Annotated in this window: 20 protein-coding genes; 14 read left to right on the top strand and 6 right to left on the bottom strand. The window is 64.3% G+C overall.

Going from position 1 to position 16,917, the window contains the following annotated elements; translation table 11 throughout:
• The first annotated feature begins 45 nt into the window (after positions 1-45).
• Positions 46-903 carry a glucokinase gene (locus tag P1U48_RS05875; RefSeq protein WP_301067978.1) on the top strand — a complete coding sequence of 286 codons (858 nt, stop codon included), beginning with the start codon at positions 46-48 and terminating at the stop codon, positions 901-903.
• A 4-nt stretch (positions 904-907) separates the two neighbouring features.
• Here the strand turns inward: P1U48_RS05875 and P1U48_RS05880 are convergent, their stop codons facing one another.
• Together P1U48_RS05880 and P1U48_RS05885 are read right to left on the bottom strand one after the other, a co-directional pair.
• On the bottom strand, positions 908-2,125 hold the full coding sequence (locus P1U48_RS05880; RefSeq protein ID WP_301068135.1) for an argininosuccinate synthase: 1,218 nt from the start codon (positions 2,123-2,125) through the stop codon (positions 908-910).
• 41 nt (positions 2,126-2,166) lie between these two features.
• Positions 2,167-2,574, bottom strand: a complete 408-nt coding sequence (locus P1U48_RS05885; protein WP_301067979.1) for an Hpt domain-containing protein — start codon at positions 2,572-2,574, stop codon at positions 2,167-2,169.
• A gap of 170 nt (positions 2,575-2,744) precedes the next feature.
• Between P1U48_RS05885 and P1U48_RS05890 the strand changes: the two genes are divergently transcribed.
• Positions 2,745-4,007, top strand: a complete 1,263-nt coding sequence (locus tag P1U48_RS05890) for a SpoIIE family protein phosphatase (protein WP_301067981.1) — start codon at positions 2,745-2,747, stop codon at positions 4,005-4,007.
• Here P1U48_RS05890 and P1U48_RS05895 read toward each other — a convergent pair.
• Positions 4,004-4,441 (bottom strand): NUDIX hydrolase, encoded by a 438-nt coding sequence (locus tag P1U48_RS05895; protein ID WP_301067983.1) that lies wholly within the window; start codon positions 4,439-4,441, stop codon positions 4,004-4,006. The two genes, P1U48_RS05890 and P1U48_RS05895, sit on opposite strands and share 4 nt — an antisense overlap.
• Positions 4,442-4,523: 82 nt before the next feature.
• Here P1U48_RS05895 and P1U48_RS05900 point away from each other — a divergent pair, with 82 nt between their 5' ends.
• The 6 genes from P1U48_RS05900 to P1U48_RS05925 all read left to right on the top strand — a co-directional run bounded on the left by P1U48_RS05900 (position 4,524) and on the right by P1U48_RS05925 (position 10,928).
• Positions 4,524-5,504, top strand: a complete 981-nt coding sequence (locus P1U48_RS05900; protein WP_301067985.1) for an Hsp33 family molecular chaperone HslO — start codon at positions 4,524-4,526, stop codon at positions 5,502-5,504.
• On the top strand, positions 5,497-6,099 hold the full coding sequence (locus tag P1U48_RS05905; RefSeq protein WP_301067987.1) for a CoA pyrophosphatase: 603 nt from the start codon (positions 5,497-5,499) through the stop codon (positions 6,097-6,099). The genes P1U48_RS05900 and P1U48_RS05905 overlap by 8 nt, the downstream gene beginning before the upstream one ends.
• Positions 6,096-7,256 (top strand): CCA tRNA nucleotidyltransferase, encoded by a 1,161-nt coding sequence (locus P1U48_RS05910; RefSeq protein WP_301067989.1) that lies wholly within the window; start codon positions 6,096-6,098, stop codon positions 7,254-7,256. The genes P1U48_RS05905 and P1U48_RS05910 overlap by 4 nt, the downstream gene beginning before the upstream one ends.
• A 54-nt stretch (positions 7,257-7,310) precedes the next feature.
• Complete coding sequence (locus tag P1U48_RS05915; RefSeq protein ID WP_301067990.1) at positions 7,311-9,122, top strand: ABC transporter ATP-binding protein; 1,812 nt, start codon at positions 7,311-7,313, stop codon at positions 9,120-9,122.
• A 6-nt stretch (positions 9,123-9,128) separates the two neighbouring features.
• A complete protein-coding gene (locus tag P1U48_RS05920) occupies positions 9,129-10,352 on the top strand; it encodes a class I SAM-dependent RNA methyltransferase (RefSeq protein WP_301067992.1) in 1,224 nt (407 codons plus the stop codon).
• 84 nt (positions 10,353-10,436) lie between these two features.
• Positions 10,437-10,928, top strand: a complete 492-nt coding sequence (locus P1U48_RS05925; RefSeq protein WP_301067994.1) for a L,D-transpeptidase family protein — start codon at positions 10,437-10,439, stop codon at positions 10,926-10,928.
• An 8-nt stretch (positions 10,929-10,936) separates the two neighbouring features.
• On the opposite strand, the gene P1U48_RS05930 is transcribed toward P1U48_RS05925, so the two are convergent.
• Positions 10,937-11,476 carry a CAP domain-containing protein gene (locus P1U48_RS05930; protein WP_301067995.1) on the bottom strand — a complete coding sequence of 180 codons (540 nt, stop codon included), beginning with the start codon at positions 11,474-11,476 and terminating at the stop codon, positions 10,937-10,939.
• 164 nt (positions 11,477-11,640) lie between these two features.
• On the opposite strand from P1U48_RS05930, the gene P1U48_RS05935 reads away from it, so the two are divergent.
• Both P1U48_RS05935 and P1U48_RS05940 read left to right on the top strand, forming a co-directional pair.
• Positions 11,641-12,255 carry a L,D-transpeptidase gene (locus P1U48_RS05935; RefSeq protein WP_301067997.1) on the top strand — a complete coding sequence of 205 codons (615 nt, stop codon included), beginning with the start codon at positions 11,641-11,643 and terminating at the stop codon, positions 12,253-12,255.
• A 148-nt stretch (positions 12,256-12,403) separates the two neighbouring features.
• Complete coding sequence (locus P1U48_RS05940; protein WP_301067998.1) at positions 12,404-12,586, top strand: hypothetical protein; 183 nt, start codon at positions 12,404-12,406, stop codon at positions 12,584-12,586.
• 92 nt (positions 12,587-12,678) lie between these two features.
• Here P1U48_RS05940 and hemH read toward each other — a convergent pair whose 3' ends face one another.
• Both hemH and P1U48_RS05950 read right to left on the bottom strand, forming a co-directional pair.
• Positions 12,679-13,731 carry a ferrochelatase gene (hemH, locus tag P1U48_RS05945; protein WP_301067999.1) on the bottom strand — a complete coding sequence of 351 codons (1,053 nt, stop codon included), beginning with the start codon at positions 13,729-13,731 and terminating at the stop codon, positions 12,679-12,681.
• 50 nt (positions 13,732-13,781) lie between these two features.
• Entirely contained in the window at positions 13,782-14,603 is an 822-nt protein-coding gene (locus P1U48_RS05950) for an SAM-dependent methyltransferase (protein ID WP_301068001.1), read from the bottom strand.
• Positions 14,604-14,627: 24 nt separating this feature from the next.
• Between P1U48_RS05950 and P1U48_RS05955 the strand changes: the two genes are divergently transcribed.
• Genes P1U48_RS05955 through P1U48_RS05970 form a run of 4 tightly spaced genes read left to right on the top strand, consistent with a single transcriptional unit; the run spans position 14,628 to position 16,910 of the window.
• Positions 14,628-15,350 (top strand): double zinc ribbon domain-containing protein, encoded by a 723-nt coding sequence (locus P1U48_RS05955; RefSeq protein ID WP_301068003.1) that lies wholly within the window; start codon positions 14,628-14,630, stop codon positions 15,348-15,350.
• A gap of 32 nt (positions 15,351-15,382) precedes the next feature.
• The gene (gene grxC, locus P1U48_RS05960) at positions 15,383-15,643 is read left to right on the top strand and encodes a glutaredoxin 3 (protein ID WP_301068005.1); all 261 of its coding nucleotides are present in this window, start codon (positions 15,383-15,385) and stop codon (positions 15,641-15,643) included.
• Positions 15,640-16,473 (top strand): carbon-nitrogen hydrolase family protein, encoded by an 834-nt coding sequence (locus P1U48_RS05965; protein WP_301068007.1) that lies wholly within the window; start codon positions 15,640-15,642, stop codon positions 16,471-16,473. The genes grxC and P1U48_RS05965 overlap by 4 nt, the downstream gene beginning before the upstream one ends.
• Positions 16,470-16,910 carry a MarR family transcriptional regulator gene (locus tag P1U48_RS05970; RefSeq protein ID WP_301068008.1) on the top strand — a complete coding sequence of 147 codons (441 nt, stop codon included), beginning with the start codon at positions 16,470-16,472 and terminating at the stop codon, positions 16,908-16,910. The genes P1U48_RS05965 and P1U48_RS05970 overlap by 4 nt, the downstream gene beginning before the upstream one ends.
• Positions 16,911-16,917 lie beyond the last annotated feature (7 nt).

Raw genomic sequence — 16,917 nt, forward strand, 5'->3', positions numbered from 1 at the left:
GTTTGAGCGGGCGTGATCAGATGGCCGGGCCAAAAGGGGGCGGGGATGGATTTGTTGGGCGACATCGGCGGCAGCCACAGCCGCTTTGCCCTTGCGCAGAATGGGACGATCGTTGCCGACAGCCTGCGCCGGTTGAACAATGACGATTTCCCTCGGTTTGACGCAGCGCTGGCGGCCTATCTGGCCGAGGTGTCGGCACCGCCGCTGTCACGGATAGCGCTGGCCGTCGCCGGGCCGATGACCGGGCGGCGGATCACCATGACCAACCGTGACTGGTCGGTTGATGGCACGGCCCTGGCGGCGGATGGCGCGCGGGTGGTGTTGATGAACGACCTGACGGCGCTGGGTCTGGCCGTGCCGGTATTGGGGCAGGGCAGCCTTGAGACGATCAGCGCAGGCATCGCCGAGGGGCCAGGTCAGGCGCTGGTGCTGAACCTTGGCACCGGGGTGAATATCGCCGCGATAAGGCTGACGGAGACGGGCGCGATCCGGTTCGAGTCTGAATATGGACATGCCGCGCTGTCCGCCCCGATTGCCGAAGAGGCGCGGCGGGTATTCGGAGAAAAGCCGCGCTTTCCCACGGTAGAGAGTCTGTTTGGTGGGGTCGCGCTCAATTCTCTGGGGGTGGTGCTGGACCGACCCGAAGCCGCCGAGATCGGTGCGATGCTGGGGTTGCTGGTGCGCGACCTGGCGGTGACGTTGCTGCCGCGTGCTGGGCTTTATCTGTCAGGCGGAGTGGCGCGGGCGCTGATGGCGGGGCCAGGCCGAGACGGATTCACCGGGGTCTTGGGCCGCCCCTTTGAGGCTGCCACCGGTATCCAGCATCTGCCGGTCTGGCTGATTACCGATGACCTTGCGGCGTTGCGCGGTTGTCTGGCGGCGCTGGGCAGCGCCGCCGTTTAGGGCGTTATTTCAGGCGGCGGCTGCGTGCCGCCAGAAGCTTCAGGCGCAGCGCGTTGAGTTGGATGAACCCGGCCGCGTCCTTCTGGTCATAGGCGCCGGCGTCGTCCTCGAAGGTCACATGCGCCTCGGAATACAGCGAGTGATCCGACCAGCGGCCGACGCAGGTGGCAGAGCCTTTGTAAAGCTTCAGCCGCACCGTGCCGGTGACATGCTCCTGGCTCTTGTCGATGGCGGCCTGCAGCATCTCGCGCTCGGGGCTGAACCAGAAGCCGTTGTAGATCAGCTCGGCATAGCGGGGCATCAACGAATCCTTCAGGTGCCCCGCGCCGCTGTCCAGCGTGATCTGCTCGATGCCGCGATGCGCCTCCAACAGGACGGTGCCGCCCGGCGTTTCGTAGATGCCGCGCGATTTCATGCCGACGAAGCGGTTTTCCACGAAGTCGAGCCGCCCGATGCCGTGCTTGCCGCCCAGTTCGTTCAGCCGGGTCAGGATCGTGGCGGGCGACAGCGCCTCGCCGTTGATCGACATGGCGTCGCCCTTTTCAAAGCCGACCTCGATATATTCGGGCTCGTTCGGGGCGTCCTCGGGGTTCGCCGTGCGCTGGTAGACGTATTCGGGCGCGGCCTCGGCCGGGTCTTCCAGCACCTTGCCCTCGGAGGAGGTGTGCAGAAGGTTGGCATCGACCGAGAACGGCGCCTCGCCGCGCTTGTCCTTGGCGATCGGGATCTGGTTCTTCTCGGCGAAGTCCAGCAGCCGGGTGCGGCTGGTCAGGTCCCATTCGCGCCAGGGTGCGATCACCTTGATGTCGGGGTTCAGCGCATAGGCCGCCAGTTCGAACCGCACCTGGTCATTGCCTTTGCCGGTGGCGCCATGCGCCACTGCGTCGGCGCCGGTCTGTTCGGCGATTTCGACCAGCCGCTTGGAAATCAGCGGCCGGGCGATTGAGGTGCCCAGCAAATACAGCCCCTCATAGAGCGCATTGGCGCGGAACATCGGGAACACGAAGTCGCGCACGAATTCCTCGCGCAGATCTTCAATAAAGATTTCCGAAGCGCCCATCATCTCGGCCTTGGCGCGGGCTGGCTCCAGCTCTTCGCCTTGGCCGAGGTCGGCGGTGAAGGTCACGACCTCACAGCCGTATTCGGTCTGAAGCCATTTCAGAATGATCGAGGTGTCGAGGCCGCCGGAATAGGCGAGCACGACTTTCTTGGGCGCGGACATCATGTTCCCCTTTGCGATATCGCGGCTGGCGATACCGGTTTTCATCGGGCGGGGCAAGGCGGCAGGATTGGCGAATGTGGCGCATCGTGGCGGCAATCCGGCGGGCAGGCACGCAGCGGGGTCAGAGTGATGCGCAGACGGCGCGGCAATTCCTCCAGGTAAATCTGCCGGGATTTCCAGTACGTGCGGGCGATTTCGCCCAGGTCGATCTCGTCCAACCGCTGGCCGTCGATCGTCGCCTCGCCCTGCTGGCACAGGGCTGCCACGGCGGTGAACCCCATCGTCACGGCGCTGCCCCGCAGGTAATGCAATTGCCGGGCCAGGGCTTCATCCGGCAACAGCGCGTCGACCACGTCATCGGCGTCAGACAGGAACAGCTTCGCTACTTCGATAAAATCGTCAGGCCCGATTTCCGCGATCAATTCATGGGCTTTTGACCAGTCGATCATGGCAATTTCTTTCCTGCTGCGACGCGGGTCTAGGGCGCAGCATTTAATAAATCCTTCAAATCGCACCGGTTCTGACCGGGCAGCGATTCATGCCCCGTTAAATCTTGCGGGTTAGGGAGGGCCCGCCCTGTCTCGGGCAGGATCGGGGTGCAAGCGTGCGAAGGGGCCAGGTGCAATCAGATCGGGCGCAGACGGATCCCTCAGCCGCGTCGCGTTTGCCGGTGCGTCGGGTTCTGGTGGTCGATGACAACCCGTTTCAACGTCGGATCGTCAGCGCGATGCTCAGCCGCTGGGGTTATGATGTGGTCGAGGCCGGATCGGGGGTCGAGGCGCTGAGCGAATGCGCCGCCACAGCGCCGGATATGGTGATCAGCGACTGGATGATGCCGGGCATGGACGGGGTGGAATTCTGCCGTGCCTTTCGCCAGCTGGCGCGTGAGGATTACGGATATTTTATTCTGCTCACCTCAAAGGGCGAAAAGGATCATGTTGCCGAGGGGCTGAACAGCGGCGCCGACGATTTTCTGACCAAGCCGTTAAATCCGGTTGAATTGCGCGCCCGGCTCAGGGCTGGGGAGCGGATCCTGTCGATGCAGGCCCAATTGCAGGACAAGAACCGGCAGTTGGCGGTGGCGTTGAGCGACTTGCAGGCGATCCAGCTTCTGATCGATTCCGATCTGGTCGAGGCGCGCAAATTGCAGCAATCGCTGGTGCGCGAACGGTTCCGCGACTTTGGACCGGCGCAGGTGTCACTGGCCCTCAGCCCGGCGGGGCATGTCGGCGGTGATCTGGTGGGATTCATCCCGGTTGGCGAGGATTGTGTCGTGCTTTACGCCATCGATGTGGCCGGGCATGGGATTTCGTCGGCTTTGATGACCGCACGGCTGGCCGGCTACCTGTCAGCCTCAGCCCCGGAGCAGAATCTGGCGCTCACCCGTGGCGCGGAAGGCGCGCCGCTGGCGCGGCCGCCTGCCGAGGTTGCGGCGCGGTTGAATGCCGTGGTGCTGAATGACATGCGGGTGGATCACTTTTTCACCTTGGCGCTGGCGATTTGCGATTTGACCAGCGGCGAGGTCAGCCTGGTGCAGGCCGGGCATCCGCACCCGCTGATCCAGCACCGCGACGGTCGCCTGACCGAGGTTGGCGCGGGCGGGTTGCCGATCGGGCTGCTGCATGACGCCAGCTATGACGAGGTGCGGTTCCAACTGGCGCCTGGCGACCGGCTGTTGATCCTGTCCGACGGGGTCACCGAATGCCCCGGGGCGCATGGCGGGCTGCTGGGTGAAGACGGGCTCAAGGTGGTGTTGTCGGGTCTGTCCGAGGTGCGCGGTCCGGCGCTGCTCGATTCGCTGATCTGGACGCTGGCAGAGATCAATCCGCAGCCGGATTTCCCTGACGACATTTCCGGTATCATGCTGGAGATTGGCGATTAGCCGCGCAGCAACGCCCGCAACAACGCCCGCTCGCCCTCATTCGCCAAGAGGTCGAGTGCGGTGTTCGTCCGTGTCCAGATCGCACTGTGCCCCGGCTCACTCGGCGGGCCGAGTGGGCGCACCGGTCGGGCGATGTAGATGGTGCAGATCTTTTCCGCCCAGAGGTCGTATTCCGGCATGAACACGAAACGGCGAAAGGCCGCGATCCGGCGCGGCCCGGCAATCGACCAGCCGGTTTCCTCAAGAACCTCGCGATGCAGGGCGCGCAACGGTGATTCGCCCGGATCAATGCCGCCGCCGGGCAGCTGGAATTCCGGCTTGGGCTCCGCCTGAAAGGTCAGCAGCAGGCTGTCGGCCTGCGGCAGAAAAACGTAGACGCCGGGGCGGGGCGTATAGGTGATATCGGGCCGGACAGCTTCGCCATAACGCCGCATTGTGATCGCTCCTTTTCCGGGGCCATCCTTGTCGGGGCCGACCTTGCACGGTATGGCAGGGACAGGCGCAAAGGACACCCCGATGAACATAGGCTCCAAATTGGCATGGGACGATACGGTTCTGCCGTTCCAGCTCGACAATTCGGACATCAGAGGCCGGGTTGCACGACTTGACGGCGTGCTCGACGGCATTCTGAAGCAACACGATTACCCCCCGGTTGTCGAGGCGCTGGTGGCGGAAATGGCGCTGCTGACCGCGTTGATCGGGCAGACGATCAAACTGCGCTGGAAATTGCAGCTTCAGCTGCAAACCGACGGTCCGGTGCGGATGATTGCCACCGATTATTATGGCCCTGATGCCGAAGGTGCCCCTGCACGGATTCGCGCCTATGCCAGCTATGACCGCGATCGGCTGCAGGGCGATGTTCCGATGGATCAGGTCGGCAAGGGCTATTTTGCCATCGTGATCGACCAGGGCGCCGGGATGACGCCCTATCAGGGGATCACCCCGGTCGCGGGCGACAGCATTGCCCGCAGCGCCGAGGCCTATTTCGCCCAGTCCGAGCAGCTTCCGACCCGCTTTGCGCTCAGCTTTGGCCGCTCGATCGAACCGGGCGGTGACGAACATTGGCGCGGCGGCGGGGTGATGATTCAGGCCATGCCCAAGGCCTCGCCGCTGTCGGGCGGCGGATCGGGCGACGCCGGGTTGATCCTCGCCACCGACCTGGTCGATGGCGATCAGGAGGAAGATTGGACCCGGGTCAATCTGCATCTCGATACCGTTGAAGAGCTGGAGCTGACCGGCCCCAATGTCGCGCCCACCGATCTGTTGGTGCGGCTGTTTCACGAGGAAAATCCGAGGGTGTTTGACGCCCAGCCGGTGCGCTTTGGCTGCTCGTGTTCCGAGGACAAGGTGCGTCAGAGCCTGTCGATCTATTCGGCCAAGGACATCGCCAAGATGACCACCGAAGACGGCAAGGTCACCGCTGATTGCCAGTTCTGCGGCGCCCATTACGAGATGGACCCGGCCAGCGTTGGCTTCGAGGCGACCAAAGATGCGTGATTGGGCGGAGCGGATCCGCGCGGCCTTGGTCGAGGACGGCGGCGCCACATCCGATTATGAGCTGAATCCAGGCGTGTTTGTCCCGGATAAGCCGACCCGCCCGGCAGGGGTGCTGATCCCGATCGAGGAGCGTGATGGCCGGCTCTGGGTGATCCTGACCAAACGCTCTTCGGCGTTGAAGCATCATCCCGGGCAGATCGCCTTTCCCGGCGGCAAGGTCGATCCCGGCGATGCCGATGCGACCGCCGCCGCACTGCGCGAATCCGAAGAAGAGATCGGATTGCCGCGCGACAATGTCGAGGTTCTGGGCTGCCTGCCTGAACATGACACGGTGACCAATTTCCGCATTCGGCCGGTGGTTGGCCGGGTGCTGGCGCCGTTTGATTTTCGCCCCGAACCGGGTGAGGTCGAAGAGGCATTCCGGGTTCCGCTGGCGCATCTCTGCACCCCGTCGAAATATTCCACCGCCGGGCGGCGCTGGCAGGGGCGGACCCGCAGCTATCACATCGTACCCTATGGTCCCTATTACATCTGGGGCGCAACGGCGCGAATGTGTCGGGTGCTGGCTGACCGGCTGGGACCCGACGGGATATGACGCGGATCGCGGGTGACTGGCTGGACCGGCCCGCGACGCGGGCGGTCTGCGCGATGCTCGAAGGTGCCGGTCATCAGGTGTTCTTTGTCGGTGGCTGTGTGCGCGACACCCTGCTGGGGCGTGCGGTCGGGGATATCGATCTGGCCACCGATGCGCGCCCGGATCAGGTGTTTGCCTGTGCCAAGGCGGCGGGGCTGAATCCGGTGCCGACCGGGGTCGAACATGGCACGGTCACGGTGGTGTCCGAGGGCATTCCGCATGAGGTGACGACCTTTCGCCAGGATGTCGAGACCGATGGCCGCCGTGCGGTTGTCGCCTATGCCGACGATATCGAGACCGATGCGCAGCGGCGTGATTTCACCATGAACGCGCTCTATGCAGATTCGCGTGGTGCTGTGCTGGATCCGACCGGTCAGGGGCTGGCCGATCTGGCGGTCCGGCAGGTGCGATTCATCGAGGATCCGGAGGCGCGGATCCGCGAGGATTACCTGCGGATCCTGCGGTTCTTTCGGTTTCACGCCTGGTATGGCGATCCCGCTGCGGGGATGGACCCGGCGGCGCTGGCCGCGATTGCTGCGAACTCAGCCGGGATAGAGACGCTTTCCGCCGAACGGATCGGCCATGAGATGCTGCGCCTGCTGGCCGCGCCGGATCCGGCGCCTGCGGTTGCGGCGATGCGCCAGACCGGGGTGCTGATGCTGATTCTGCCGGGCGCGGATGACATGGCGCTGGCGCCGCTGGTGCATCTCGAGGCGGCGGGCGGGCATGCGCCCGAGGGGTTGCGCCGTCTCGCCGCGCTGGGCGGCAGCGATGTGGCGACCCGGCTGCGGCTGTCGCGGGCGCAGGCCCGGCGGCTGGCGGATATCGCCCGAGCGCTGGATGAGGCAGGTGATGCCGCCGCGCTGGGCTATCGCCATGGCGCCGCGCTGGCATTGGATGCGTTGCTGATCCAGGCCGCATCGCTGGGCCAGCCGGTTGATCCGGCAGCGATAGACTCTGTGCAACAGGCCGCCGCCCGGGTGTTTCCGGTGAGCGCTCGCGATCTGATGCCGGACTATCAGGGCCCGGCGCTGGGCAAGCGTCTCAGCGTGCTCGAGGAACGCTGGCTCGCTTCGGCCTTTGCGCTAACGCGGCAGGATTTGCTGGATGACGAGTGAGCGCGCCTCGACCCGGTCCGCATCGGTGCCATCCCGCGCCGCAAGGGCGGCGTGATGCGGCCCGAACATCTGATTGACGCGTTTCGGCCCGCTGACAGCCCGCCACCGCAGAGCCTGCTGCGCTTTATCGGCTGGGCCTTGCGCGGGGCGTTCCCGGCGTTGTTTCTGGCGGTGGTACTGTCGTCGCTGGCCGGCGGGATGGAGGCGGGCACCGCTCTGATCCTGGGTCGGGTCATCGATCGCGCCGGGATGTCCGGGCCCGAAGGGTTCTTTCTGGCGGAAAACGCGGGTCTGTTGCTGCTCGCCTTCGGGTTCTTCCTGATCGCGCGGCCGCTGTTCTTTGGCCTGTCCTCGGCGTCGAACTCGATCATCATCGCGCCGAATGTCGACAGCATGGTGCTGGCCCGGCTCAACCGCTGGACGCTGGGTCAATCGGTGGTGTTCTTTGACAATGATTTTGCCGGGCGGATCGCGCAGAAGCAGCTTCAGACCGCCCGCGCCCTGACCGATGTGACGGTCGAGGTGATCAACACCATCGCCTTTGCACTTGCCTCGCTGGTGGGCGCGGTGCTGCTGATCGGCAGTATCGACGCCCGGCTGGCGCTGGGATTTGCGATCTGGCTCAGTCTCTATTTTGCCCTGATCCGCTATTTTCTGCCGCGAATCCGGGCCAGAGCCAAGGACCGGGCGGCGGCGCGGGCGCTGGTGACCGGGCAGATCGTCGACACGATCACCAATATCAAGACGGTCAAGCTGTTCGCCCATGATGCCCATGAGGACCGCGCGGCGCTGGGCGCGATCCGGGGCTTTCGCGACCGGGTGCTGGCGTTTGGCTATCTCTCGGCGAGCTTCCGGGTGACCCTGAACGCGCTGGCCGGGACCTTGCCGCTGTTTCTGTGGTCGCGTGGCGAGGCGACGATCGGTGACGCTGTGGCGGCGGGCACCGTGGCGATGCGGGTGGCGCAGATGACCGGCTGGGTCAGTTTCGGGCTGATGACCACCTATGCCAATCTTGGCGAGGTCGAGGATGGCATGCGCACCCTGACCCGGTCGGTGCGGCTTGAGGATGCGCCGGATGCGCAACCGCTCACAGTGAGCGGTGGCCGGGTGACATTCGAGGATGTCGGCTTTGCCTATGGCCGCGAAAAGGGCGGGGTGCAGGGCATCACGCTTGAGATTGCGCCGGGTGAAAAGCTGGGCATTGTCGGCGCCTCGGGGGCCGGGAAATCGACCCTGGTGGCGTTGCTGATGCGGCTGTATGACCCGGAACAGGGTCGCATTCTGATCGACGGGCAAGACATTCGCGGCGTCACCCAGGACAGCCTGCGCCAGCAGATCGGCATGGTCACTCAGGAGACCGCGATGTTCAATCGCTCGGCCCGAGAGAACATTCTTTATGGGCGCCCTGATGCCGGTGAGGACGCCTTGATCGACGCCGCCGAAAAGGCCGAGGCGGATGATTTCATTGCCGATCTGGCGGATCATACCGGGCGCGAAGGCTATGACGCGCGGCTGGGCGAACGCGGGGTCAAGCTGTCGGGCGGCCAACGGCAGCGGATCGCACTGGCCCGCGCCATCCTCAAGGACGCGCCGATCCTGGTGCTGGACGAGGCGACCTCGGCCCTGGACAGTGAGGTCGAAGCGGCAATTCAGAGCGCGCTGGAACGGGTGATGCAAGGCAAGACGGTGCTGGCAGTGGCACATCGGCTGTCGACGATCAGCCGGATGGACCGGATCGCGGTGCTGGATCAGGGTCAGGTGGTGGAAACCGGAAGCCATGACGAACTGCTGGCGCAGGGCGGGCTGTATGCGCGCTATTGGGCGCGGCAATCGGGCGGGTTCCTGGGTGCAGATGAGGCGGAATAGGACGGTATGGGCGACTATCTGATCGAACGGCTGGGCCATCAGGGCGACGGCATTGCACGCGGCCCGATTTACGTGCCGCTGACCCTGCCGGGTGAAACCGTGAGCGGTGAGCGTGACGGCGAGCGACTGAAAGAGATGCGCATCATCACCCCGTCGCAGGACCGGGTGCAGGCGCCCTGTCGTCATTTCCGCAGCTGTGGCGGCTGCGCGCTGCAACATGCCTCGGACGGTTTTGTCAGCCAGTGGAAGGCTGACATCGTGCGGGCGGCGCTGGCGGCACATGGTATTTCCGCAGAAATAGACAAGGTTTTGACCTCGCCCGCGCGGTCGCGGCGACGCGCCACCCTGTCAGCACGGCGTACCAAGAAGGGCGCGCTGGCCGGGTTTCACGCCCGCGCCTCGGATGTGATCATCGAGATACCGGACTGCCAGTTGCTGCATCCCGATCTGATGGCCGCGCCCGACCTGGCGGCAGCGCTGACCCGGGTTGGTGGCAGCCGCAAGGGCGAGATGTCGGTGCAGGTGACACGCTCTGAGTCCGGTCTGGACGTGGTGGCACGCGGCGGCAAGCCGCTGGATGCCGAATTGCAGATCGCGCTGGGCGAATTCGCCGGGTCGCATGGCCTGGCGCGACTGACCTGGGAGGATGAGGTGATCGCCATGGTGCGCCCACCGCAGCAGCGCTTTGGCCGGGCGTTGGTGGTGCTGCCGCCGGGCGCGTTTCTGCAGGCCACCGCCGAGGGCGAGGCGGCGCTGGTCGCGGCGGTATCGGCCCTGATGCAGGGCAAGGCGCGGATCGTCGATCTGTTCGCGGGCTGCGGCACCTTCACCCTGCCGCTGGCCGAACAGGCTGAGGTGCATGCGGTTGAGGGCGACGCGGCAATGCTGGCGGCGCTGGATCGCGGTTGGCGGCAGGCGCGGGAACTGCGCCGGGTGAGCCATGAGGCGCGCGATCTGTTTCGTCGCCCGCTGCTGGAGGATGAGCTGGCCCACCATGACGGCGCGGTGATCGACCCGCCGCGGGCCGGGGCCACGGCGCAAATCGCCGAACTGGCGCGGGCACGGGTCGGGACAATCGCCCATGTCTCCTGCAACCCGGTCACCTTTGCCCGCGACGCCGCGACTCTGATCGGCGCAGGCTATGTGCTGGGTCCGGTGACGCTGATCGATCAATTCCGCTGGTCGCCGCATGTCGAAATCGTCGCGGGCTTTTTTCTCACAACAACGTGATGGCATAATCGCCACTTCGCAAAGTGATTGGGCAGATGTATCCTGACTCTCAGGCGACACAGATCAGCCGAGGGCAGCGACGGCATGACATTCTTGCGAATCCTAATCATTCTGGGGCTGACGCTGGGTGCGGCGGCCTGTTCCAAGTTTCGGGCCTATAACGGGCCTGAGGTCACTCGCGTCGTGGTCTATAAATCTGACCGTCAGATGCATCTGCTGCATCATGACAAGGTGCTGAAAAGCTACGATTTTGGGCTGGGATTCGCGCCGTCCGGGCATAAGCAATTCCGCAATGACGGCAAGACGCCCGAGGGCGAATATGTGATCGACCGGCGCAATCCGAACTCAGAATTTCACCTGTCGGTCGGGATTTCCTATCCCAACCCGGCTGATCGCGAATTCGCCTCATCCCAGGGCAAAAACGCGGGCGGCGATATCTTTATCCACGGGCGACCGTTCAAATATCGCAAGGGCGGGCGCGATTGGACGGCGGGCTGCATCGCCGTCAGCAACCGCGAGATCGAAGAGATCTACGCGATGCTGCGCGAGGGCACCCCGATTTCGATCTACCCCTGAGGGGTAGATCAGCTGTCCGGTGCCGCAGCTGAGCCGTTGCCGCCCATGATCAAAGTCCACCAGATCTTGCCGCTGTTTTCTTGGTGCCAGGCGAATCCCAGATGCTGGCCACGGCGGTCGAGAATCACGTCACGGGTGTCGGGCTGCTCCATCCAGGCGGACAGGGTCTCGAGCTCGCTCTCATAGGTTTCCGAGATATTTTCGCCCAACATTTCACCAGTATAGCCAACCCGGCGGACGCGATCCATCGGCGAGGACCCGTCGGAACCGAAATGCCAGGGCCGGTTCTGATTGGCCATGTCGCGCGAATGGGTGGCGGCGGCGGCGTTCAGTCGCGGATCGAGGGTGACTGGCACGGCGCCGGCGGCCTGGCGCAGCGCGTTTACCCCATCCAGGATCTCGTATTGGATACGCGCCTCGTCGCCAGCGCGGATGCGATAGAGTTTGGGCAGCGGCCTGCCATCGGACGCCAACTGGGTTTCGGTTGTTGGTTCGGTGCAGGCGGCCAACAGCAGCAGCGCCGGAGCAAGCAAAAGGGACAGTCGCATGAAATACCCGCGTCAAGATCAGTTGACCTCAGACTTAGCGCGCCCAGCGTTGCTTGACAAACCCACTTCGCGGCGCGAGGTCCCGGTGACAAGAGTTTGAATTGCGACTGCGGCGCCAGGGCCATATCTTGGGCGGCATTCACCGCGGCTCGAAGGAGAAACAGATGTTCAATTCGCAGAAACCGAAAGGACGCAGGGCGTTTCTGGCTGGCAGCGCGGCATTTCTTGCCGCACCGGCGCTGGCTCAGACGACCTCGGCCTACACCTCGCCTTTCGAGAATTCGACCATCGTCGAGCGTGACCCGGACGAAGTGGTGCGGCGCAATATTTCGTCGTTCCGCTCGCTGGATTGGCGACCCTATTTCAGCAGTACGGCAGGTGGCGCGGTTCTGGTCGATACCACCAGCCGGGCGCTACATTTCTGGTCGGCGGATCAATCGATCTACAAGCTTTACCCGACCTCGGTGCCGTTGACCGAAGAGCTGACCCGGCGCGGCCGCACCTCGATCGTGCGCAAGGTCGTCGGCCCGGAATGGCGGCCAACCCCGTCGATGATAAAGCGCAATCCAGAATGGCCGCCTTATGTCGGCCCGGGTCCGGATAACCCGCTGGGCACCCATGCGCTGTATCTGAGCTGGACCTATTACCGGATTCACGGCACCCACGACACGCGGAAAATCGGCCGCCGGTCGTCGAGTGGTTGCATCGGTCTCTACAACGAACATATCGCCGAACTTTTCGAGCTGACCAATGTGGGCACGCAGGTGTTGCTTATTTGACGACAAACTGGCGGTGCCGCGGCGGCAACCGTTTGACGGCAATTGCAATCCATCGGTTTTGCTGGTTAGAACGAGTCACGAGGTAAGTCTTGGGCGTTCCTTGTCCTTTCACCTGTTGAGGGTATCGGACGCATATCTGGAGGATATTATGAAGAAACTCGTTATCGCTGCCGCTATGGTTGCTGCTGCTTCGACCGCATACGCCGGCTCCATGGCCGAGCCGATTATCGAAGCTCCCGTGATCGTTGAAGAGACCACCAGCTCGTCGTCGGGTCTCCTGATTCCGCTGCTGCTGCTTGTTGCGATCGGTGCCGCAATCGCACTCGGCTGAGTCGACCAAGTAAAAGGAAAAAGGCGGTGGTTTTCCACCGCCTTTTTTCATGTCTGATGATCAGGTTTCCGTGCTAATCAGCGATTTCGCGGTCACTCAAGCCAGCCGCGCAGATTCGCGGCAATCCGGCCGGTGAGCGCTGCGATATGTGCGGAATCATCGTTCAGGCAGGGGATATAGGTGAAGCGTTCACCGCCCGCATGCTCAAAACTTTCGCGAATCTCTTCGTTGATCTCTTCCAGCGTCTCGATGCAATCGGCGGAAAAGGCCGGGGCAATGACCGCCACCCTTTTCTTTCCGGAGTCGGCCAGCCGGGCAACCTCTTCGACGGTGTAGGGCTGCAGCCAGTCCTCGGGGCCGAATTTCGACTGGAATGTCGTGATGATTCGATCATCCGCCCAGCCCAGCCGTTCCTTGAGCAGCCGCGTGGTTTTCTGGCATTGGCAGTGATAGGGATCGCCTTCGGTCAGATAACGTTGCGGCAAGCCGTGGTAGGAACAGACCAGGATGTCCGGCTCTGACTCGGCCGCCGCATAGCCACGCTCGACCGATTGCGCCAGCGCGTCGATATAGGCGGGATCGTCGAAATAGGGTGGCAGGGTCCGGGTGGCGGGCTGCCATGTCTCATCCCTCAGGGCGCGAAAGAATTCATCATTGGCGGTGGCCACGGTCGCCCCGGCGTATTGCGGGTAAAGTGGGCAAAACAGGATCTTTGTGCAGCCCGCCGCCACCATCGCCCGAACCTTTGAGCGGGTCGACGGGTTGCCATAGCGCATACAGAAATCGACCATGACCGTGTCGCCATACCGATCACGCAGAGATTCAGACAGCTTTGCCGCCTGCAGTTTGGTGATCGTCATCAGCGGGCTTTCGTCCGCTTCGGTGTTCCAGATTGTCCGATAGGCGGCGCCGGATTTGAACGGGCGAATGGTCAGCACGATGGCCTGGAGAATGGGCTGCCATTTCCAGCGCGGATAGTCGATTACCCGGCGGTCAGACAGGAATTCATTCAGATAGCGCCGCATTGACCAGTAATCGGTGGCGTCCGGGGTGCCGAGATTGGCAATCAGAACGCCGACCTTTTCGCGCGGCAGCGCGGGGTGATTCGCGGGCGCATGGGGTGGGCGGCTGGCGTCGGCTGGCATCTTGGTTCTCCTGATCGTCCTGGCCGCAGATAGAGTCTTTTGCCGCCCGGTCAATCCTTGAGCGGCGTTTCCGTTGCCCCGAGCGCTGAGGCGAGGCGATGGGTCGCGCTGCCGGGACGCAGCGGCTGTGGCTGGCTGTCGTCGGGGGCCCAGCCGGACAGGTGGATGATTTCGAAGGTGGCGCCAATGCGCCCGTCGGCATTGGCGTGCGCCTCGGCATAGATCTCGGCGGCGCGGGTCAGCACCGCGCGCCGGGTCGGGCGCCGCAGCCGGTGCTGCAGCGCATTCGCCTCGCCCATCGCCCGCAGGTCGCGCATCAGGTGAAAGGCGCTGTCATAGGTGACGCTCAACCGGTCGCAATCGGCCACCGGCAGGGCCAGGCCGGCGCGCTGCATCAGCCCACCCAGGTCGCGGATTTCGGCCATTGGCGCCACTCGGGGCGACAGGCCGCCGGTGATCTGACTCTCAGCTTCGGCCAGCGTGGCGCGCAGTTCATGCAGGGTCTGCCCGCCAAACAGGCAAGCCAGCAGCAAACCATCCGGGCGCAGGGCGCGGCGGGCCTGGATCAGCTGTCCGACGGGGTCAGAGGACCAGTGCAGCCCAAGCGCGTGAATCGCCAGATCATGGGCGCCGGGCGTGATGGCCAGCGTGTCGGTATCGGCAATGGCCCGCGGGTTCGGCAGGCCCAGCCCGGCGGCCCAATAGGAGGCGAAAGGGCCAATGATCAGCGGCGTCGTAAACGTCCTGTTAACCATGGCGAGGCGAGCCTGAATATCGTCCATCGCCCGGTCATGCAGAAACAGGGCCTCGGGCCGCGCGCGGGCGCGGTTGCGGGTCAGGGCGGTGGGGTCGGACAGGCGCGGTGTGGTCATGGCGGCCAGAATAGAAGGGCGGGGATGAATATTCAAACGGCTCTCAGGGTTCTGTATCCGCCACGCTGCCTGACCTGTGGCGAAATCGTCGACAGCGATCAGGGCCTCTGCGGGCCCTGCTGGCGCGAGACACCGTTTATCACTGGATTCACCTGTGATCTCTGCGGGCTGCCGTTGCCCGGTGGCGGGCCGGGTGAAATTGCCCATTGTGATGAATGTCTTTCGCGCGCCCGGCCCTGGGTGCAGGGGCGGGCGGCGATGCTCTATGACGGCAATGGGCGGCGGCTGGTGCTGGCGCTGAAACATGGCGACCGGCAGGATATGGTGGCGCCCTGCGGTCATTGGCTGGCGCAGGGGCTGCGCGGGCTCGACCTGAGCGGGGTGCTGATCGCGCCGGTGCCGCTGCACCGTTGGCGGCTGATCCGGCGGCGCTACAACCAATCGGCGCTTCTGGCCCGGGCCTTGGCAGCCGAAATCGGCGCGGAATGTTGCCCGGATCTGTTGTGGCGCCCGCGTGCGACCCGGGCTCTGGAAGGGTTGGGGGCCGAGGCGCGGTTCGCGATGCTGGATAGCGCGATTGTGCTGGCCGAGCGAAACCGGGCGCGGATCAGCGGCCGTAAGGTGCTGCTGGTGGATGATGTGATGACCACCGGCGCGACTCTGGCCGCCGCCAGCCGCGCCTGTCTTGAGGCGGGCGCAGGCCCGGTATCGGTGGTGACTCTGGCGCGGGCGGCAAAAGCGGCTTAAGTTCCGGCAACTACCTTGCTGTCGGAGGCCATATGAAACCCGTCGAAATCTACACCACGCCGTATTGTGGGTTCTGTCATGCAGCCAAACGGCTGCTGAAATCAAAAGGTGTGAGCTTTAGCGAAGTCGATGTGGCGCGCGAGCCGAACCGACGGGCCGAGATGATGCAGCGGGCCAATGGCGGACGCACGGTGCCACAGATCTTTATCGGCGACACTCATGTCGGTGGCTGTGACGAACTTTACGCCTTGGAGCAGGCGGGCAAACTCGACCCGCTGCTGGCCGAGGCATGAAGACCGCGCTGCTACAGATCACCTCTTCTGACATTCCGGAGGAAAATCTGGCGCTGGTGTCGGATCTCTTGCGCGAGGCAGCCGGACAGGGTGCCGGATTCGTGCTGACGCCCGAGGTCACCAATTGCGTCTCCGCCAGCCGCAGCCAGCAAGAGGCGGTGTTGTCTCAGCCCGCCGAAGACCCGTTTCTGGCGGTGATGCCGGATCTGTGCCGGGAGCTGGGGATCTGGCTGTTGCTGGGATCGCTTGGGCTAAAGACCAGCGACCCCGATGGCCGCTTTGCCAACCGGTCGTTCCTGATCTCACCCGAGGGTGCGCAGGTCGCCTGGTATGACAAGATCCACATGTTCGATGTGCAGGTCAGCGAAACCGAAACCTACCGCGAATCAGCAGGCTATCGGCCCGGCGACAGGGCGGTTCTGGCTGAGGCTGATTTTGCCCGGATCGGGATGAGCGTCTGTTACGACATCCGGTTTCCGCATCTCTACCGCACCCTGGCACAGGCCGGGGCGCAGGTGTTGACGATTCCGGCGGCGTTTTCGCCGCTGACCGGACAGGCGCATTGGGAAAGCCTGCTGCGGGCGCGGGCGATCGAAACCGGCTGCTGGGTTCTGGCCCCGGCGCAATGCGGCACCCACAGTGTCAGCCGTGGCCGGGCGCGCAGCACCCATGGTCATGGCATGGTGGTCGCACCCTGGGGCGAGGTGGTGGTCGATCAAGGGATCGAGCCGGGCATCGCCTGTTTCGATCTCGACATCGCCCAGGTGGACGCGGCGCGCGGCAAGGTGCCGTCGCTGTCGCATGATCGGGAATTTCGGCTGGACCGATGACCGACAGTTCAAATTCCCTGGCGGTGACGTTGTTCAGCGAGATCCTGACCTCGGACCAACTGGTCCGCAACCGGCTGAGCCGGGTGTTGCCCAAGGGGATGGAGATTTCGCATTTCTCGGTTCTCAATCATCTGGCGCGGTCCGGCGAGGAACGCAGCCCCGCGCAATTGGCCAAGACCTTTCACGTCACCCGGGGGGCGATGACCAACACCCTGAACCGGCTGGAACTGTCCGGTTACATCCACATCCGCCCCGATTGGGACGATGCCAGGCGCAAGATGGTGGCCATTTCCCCCGCCGGGACCCTGGCCCGGGATACGGCGTTGAACGCGATCACCCCGATGGTGCATGCGCTGATCGGCGACATGGGTGAGGACAAGGTCCGCGCGGCGCTGCCGATCCTGCGCGAATTGCGCCTGCGCCTTGCGGGCGACTAGCGCAAAT

It is taken from the genome of Pseudooceanicola sp. (assembly GCF_029213205.1).
In the GTDB taxonomy this organism is placed as follows: Bacteria; Pseudomonadota; Alphaproteobacteria; order Rhodobacterales; family Rhodobacteraceae; genus Pseudooceanicola.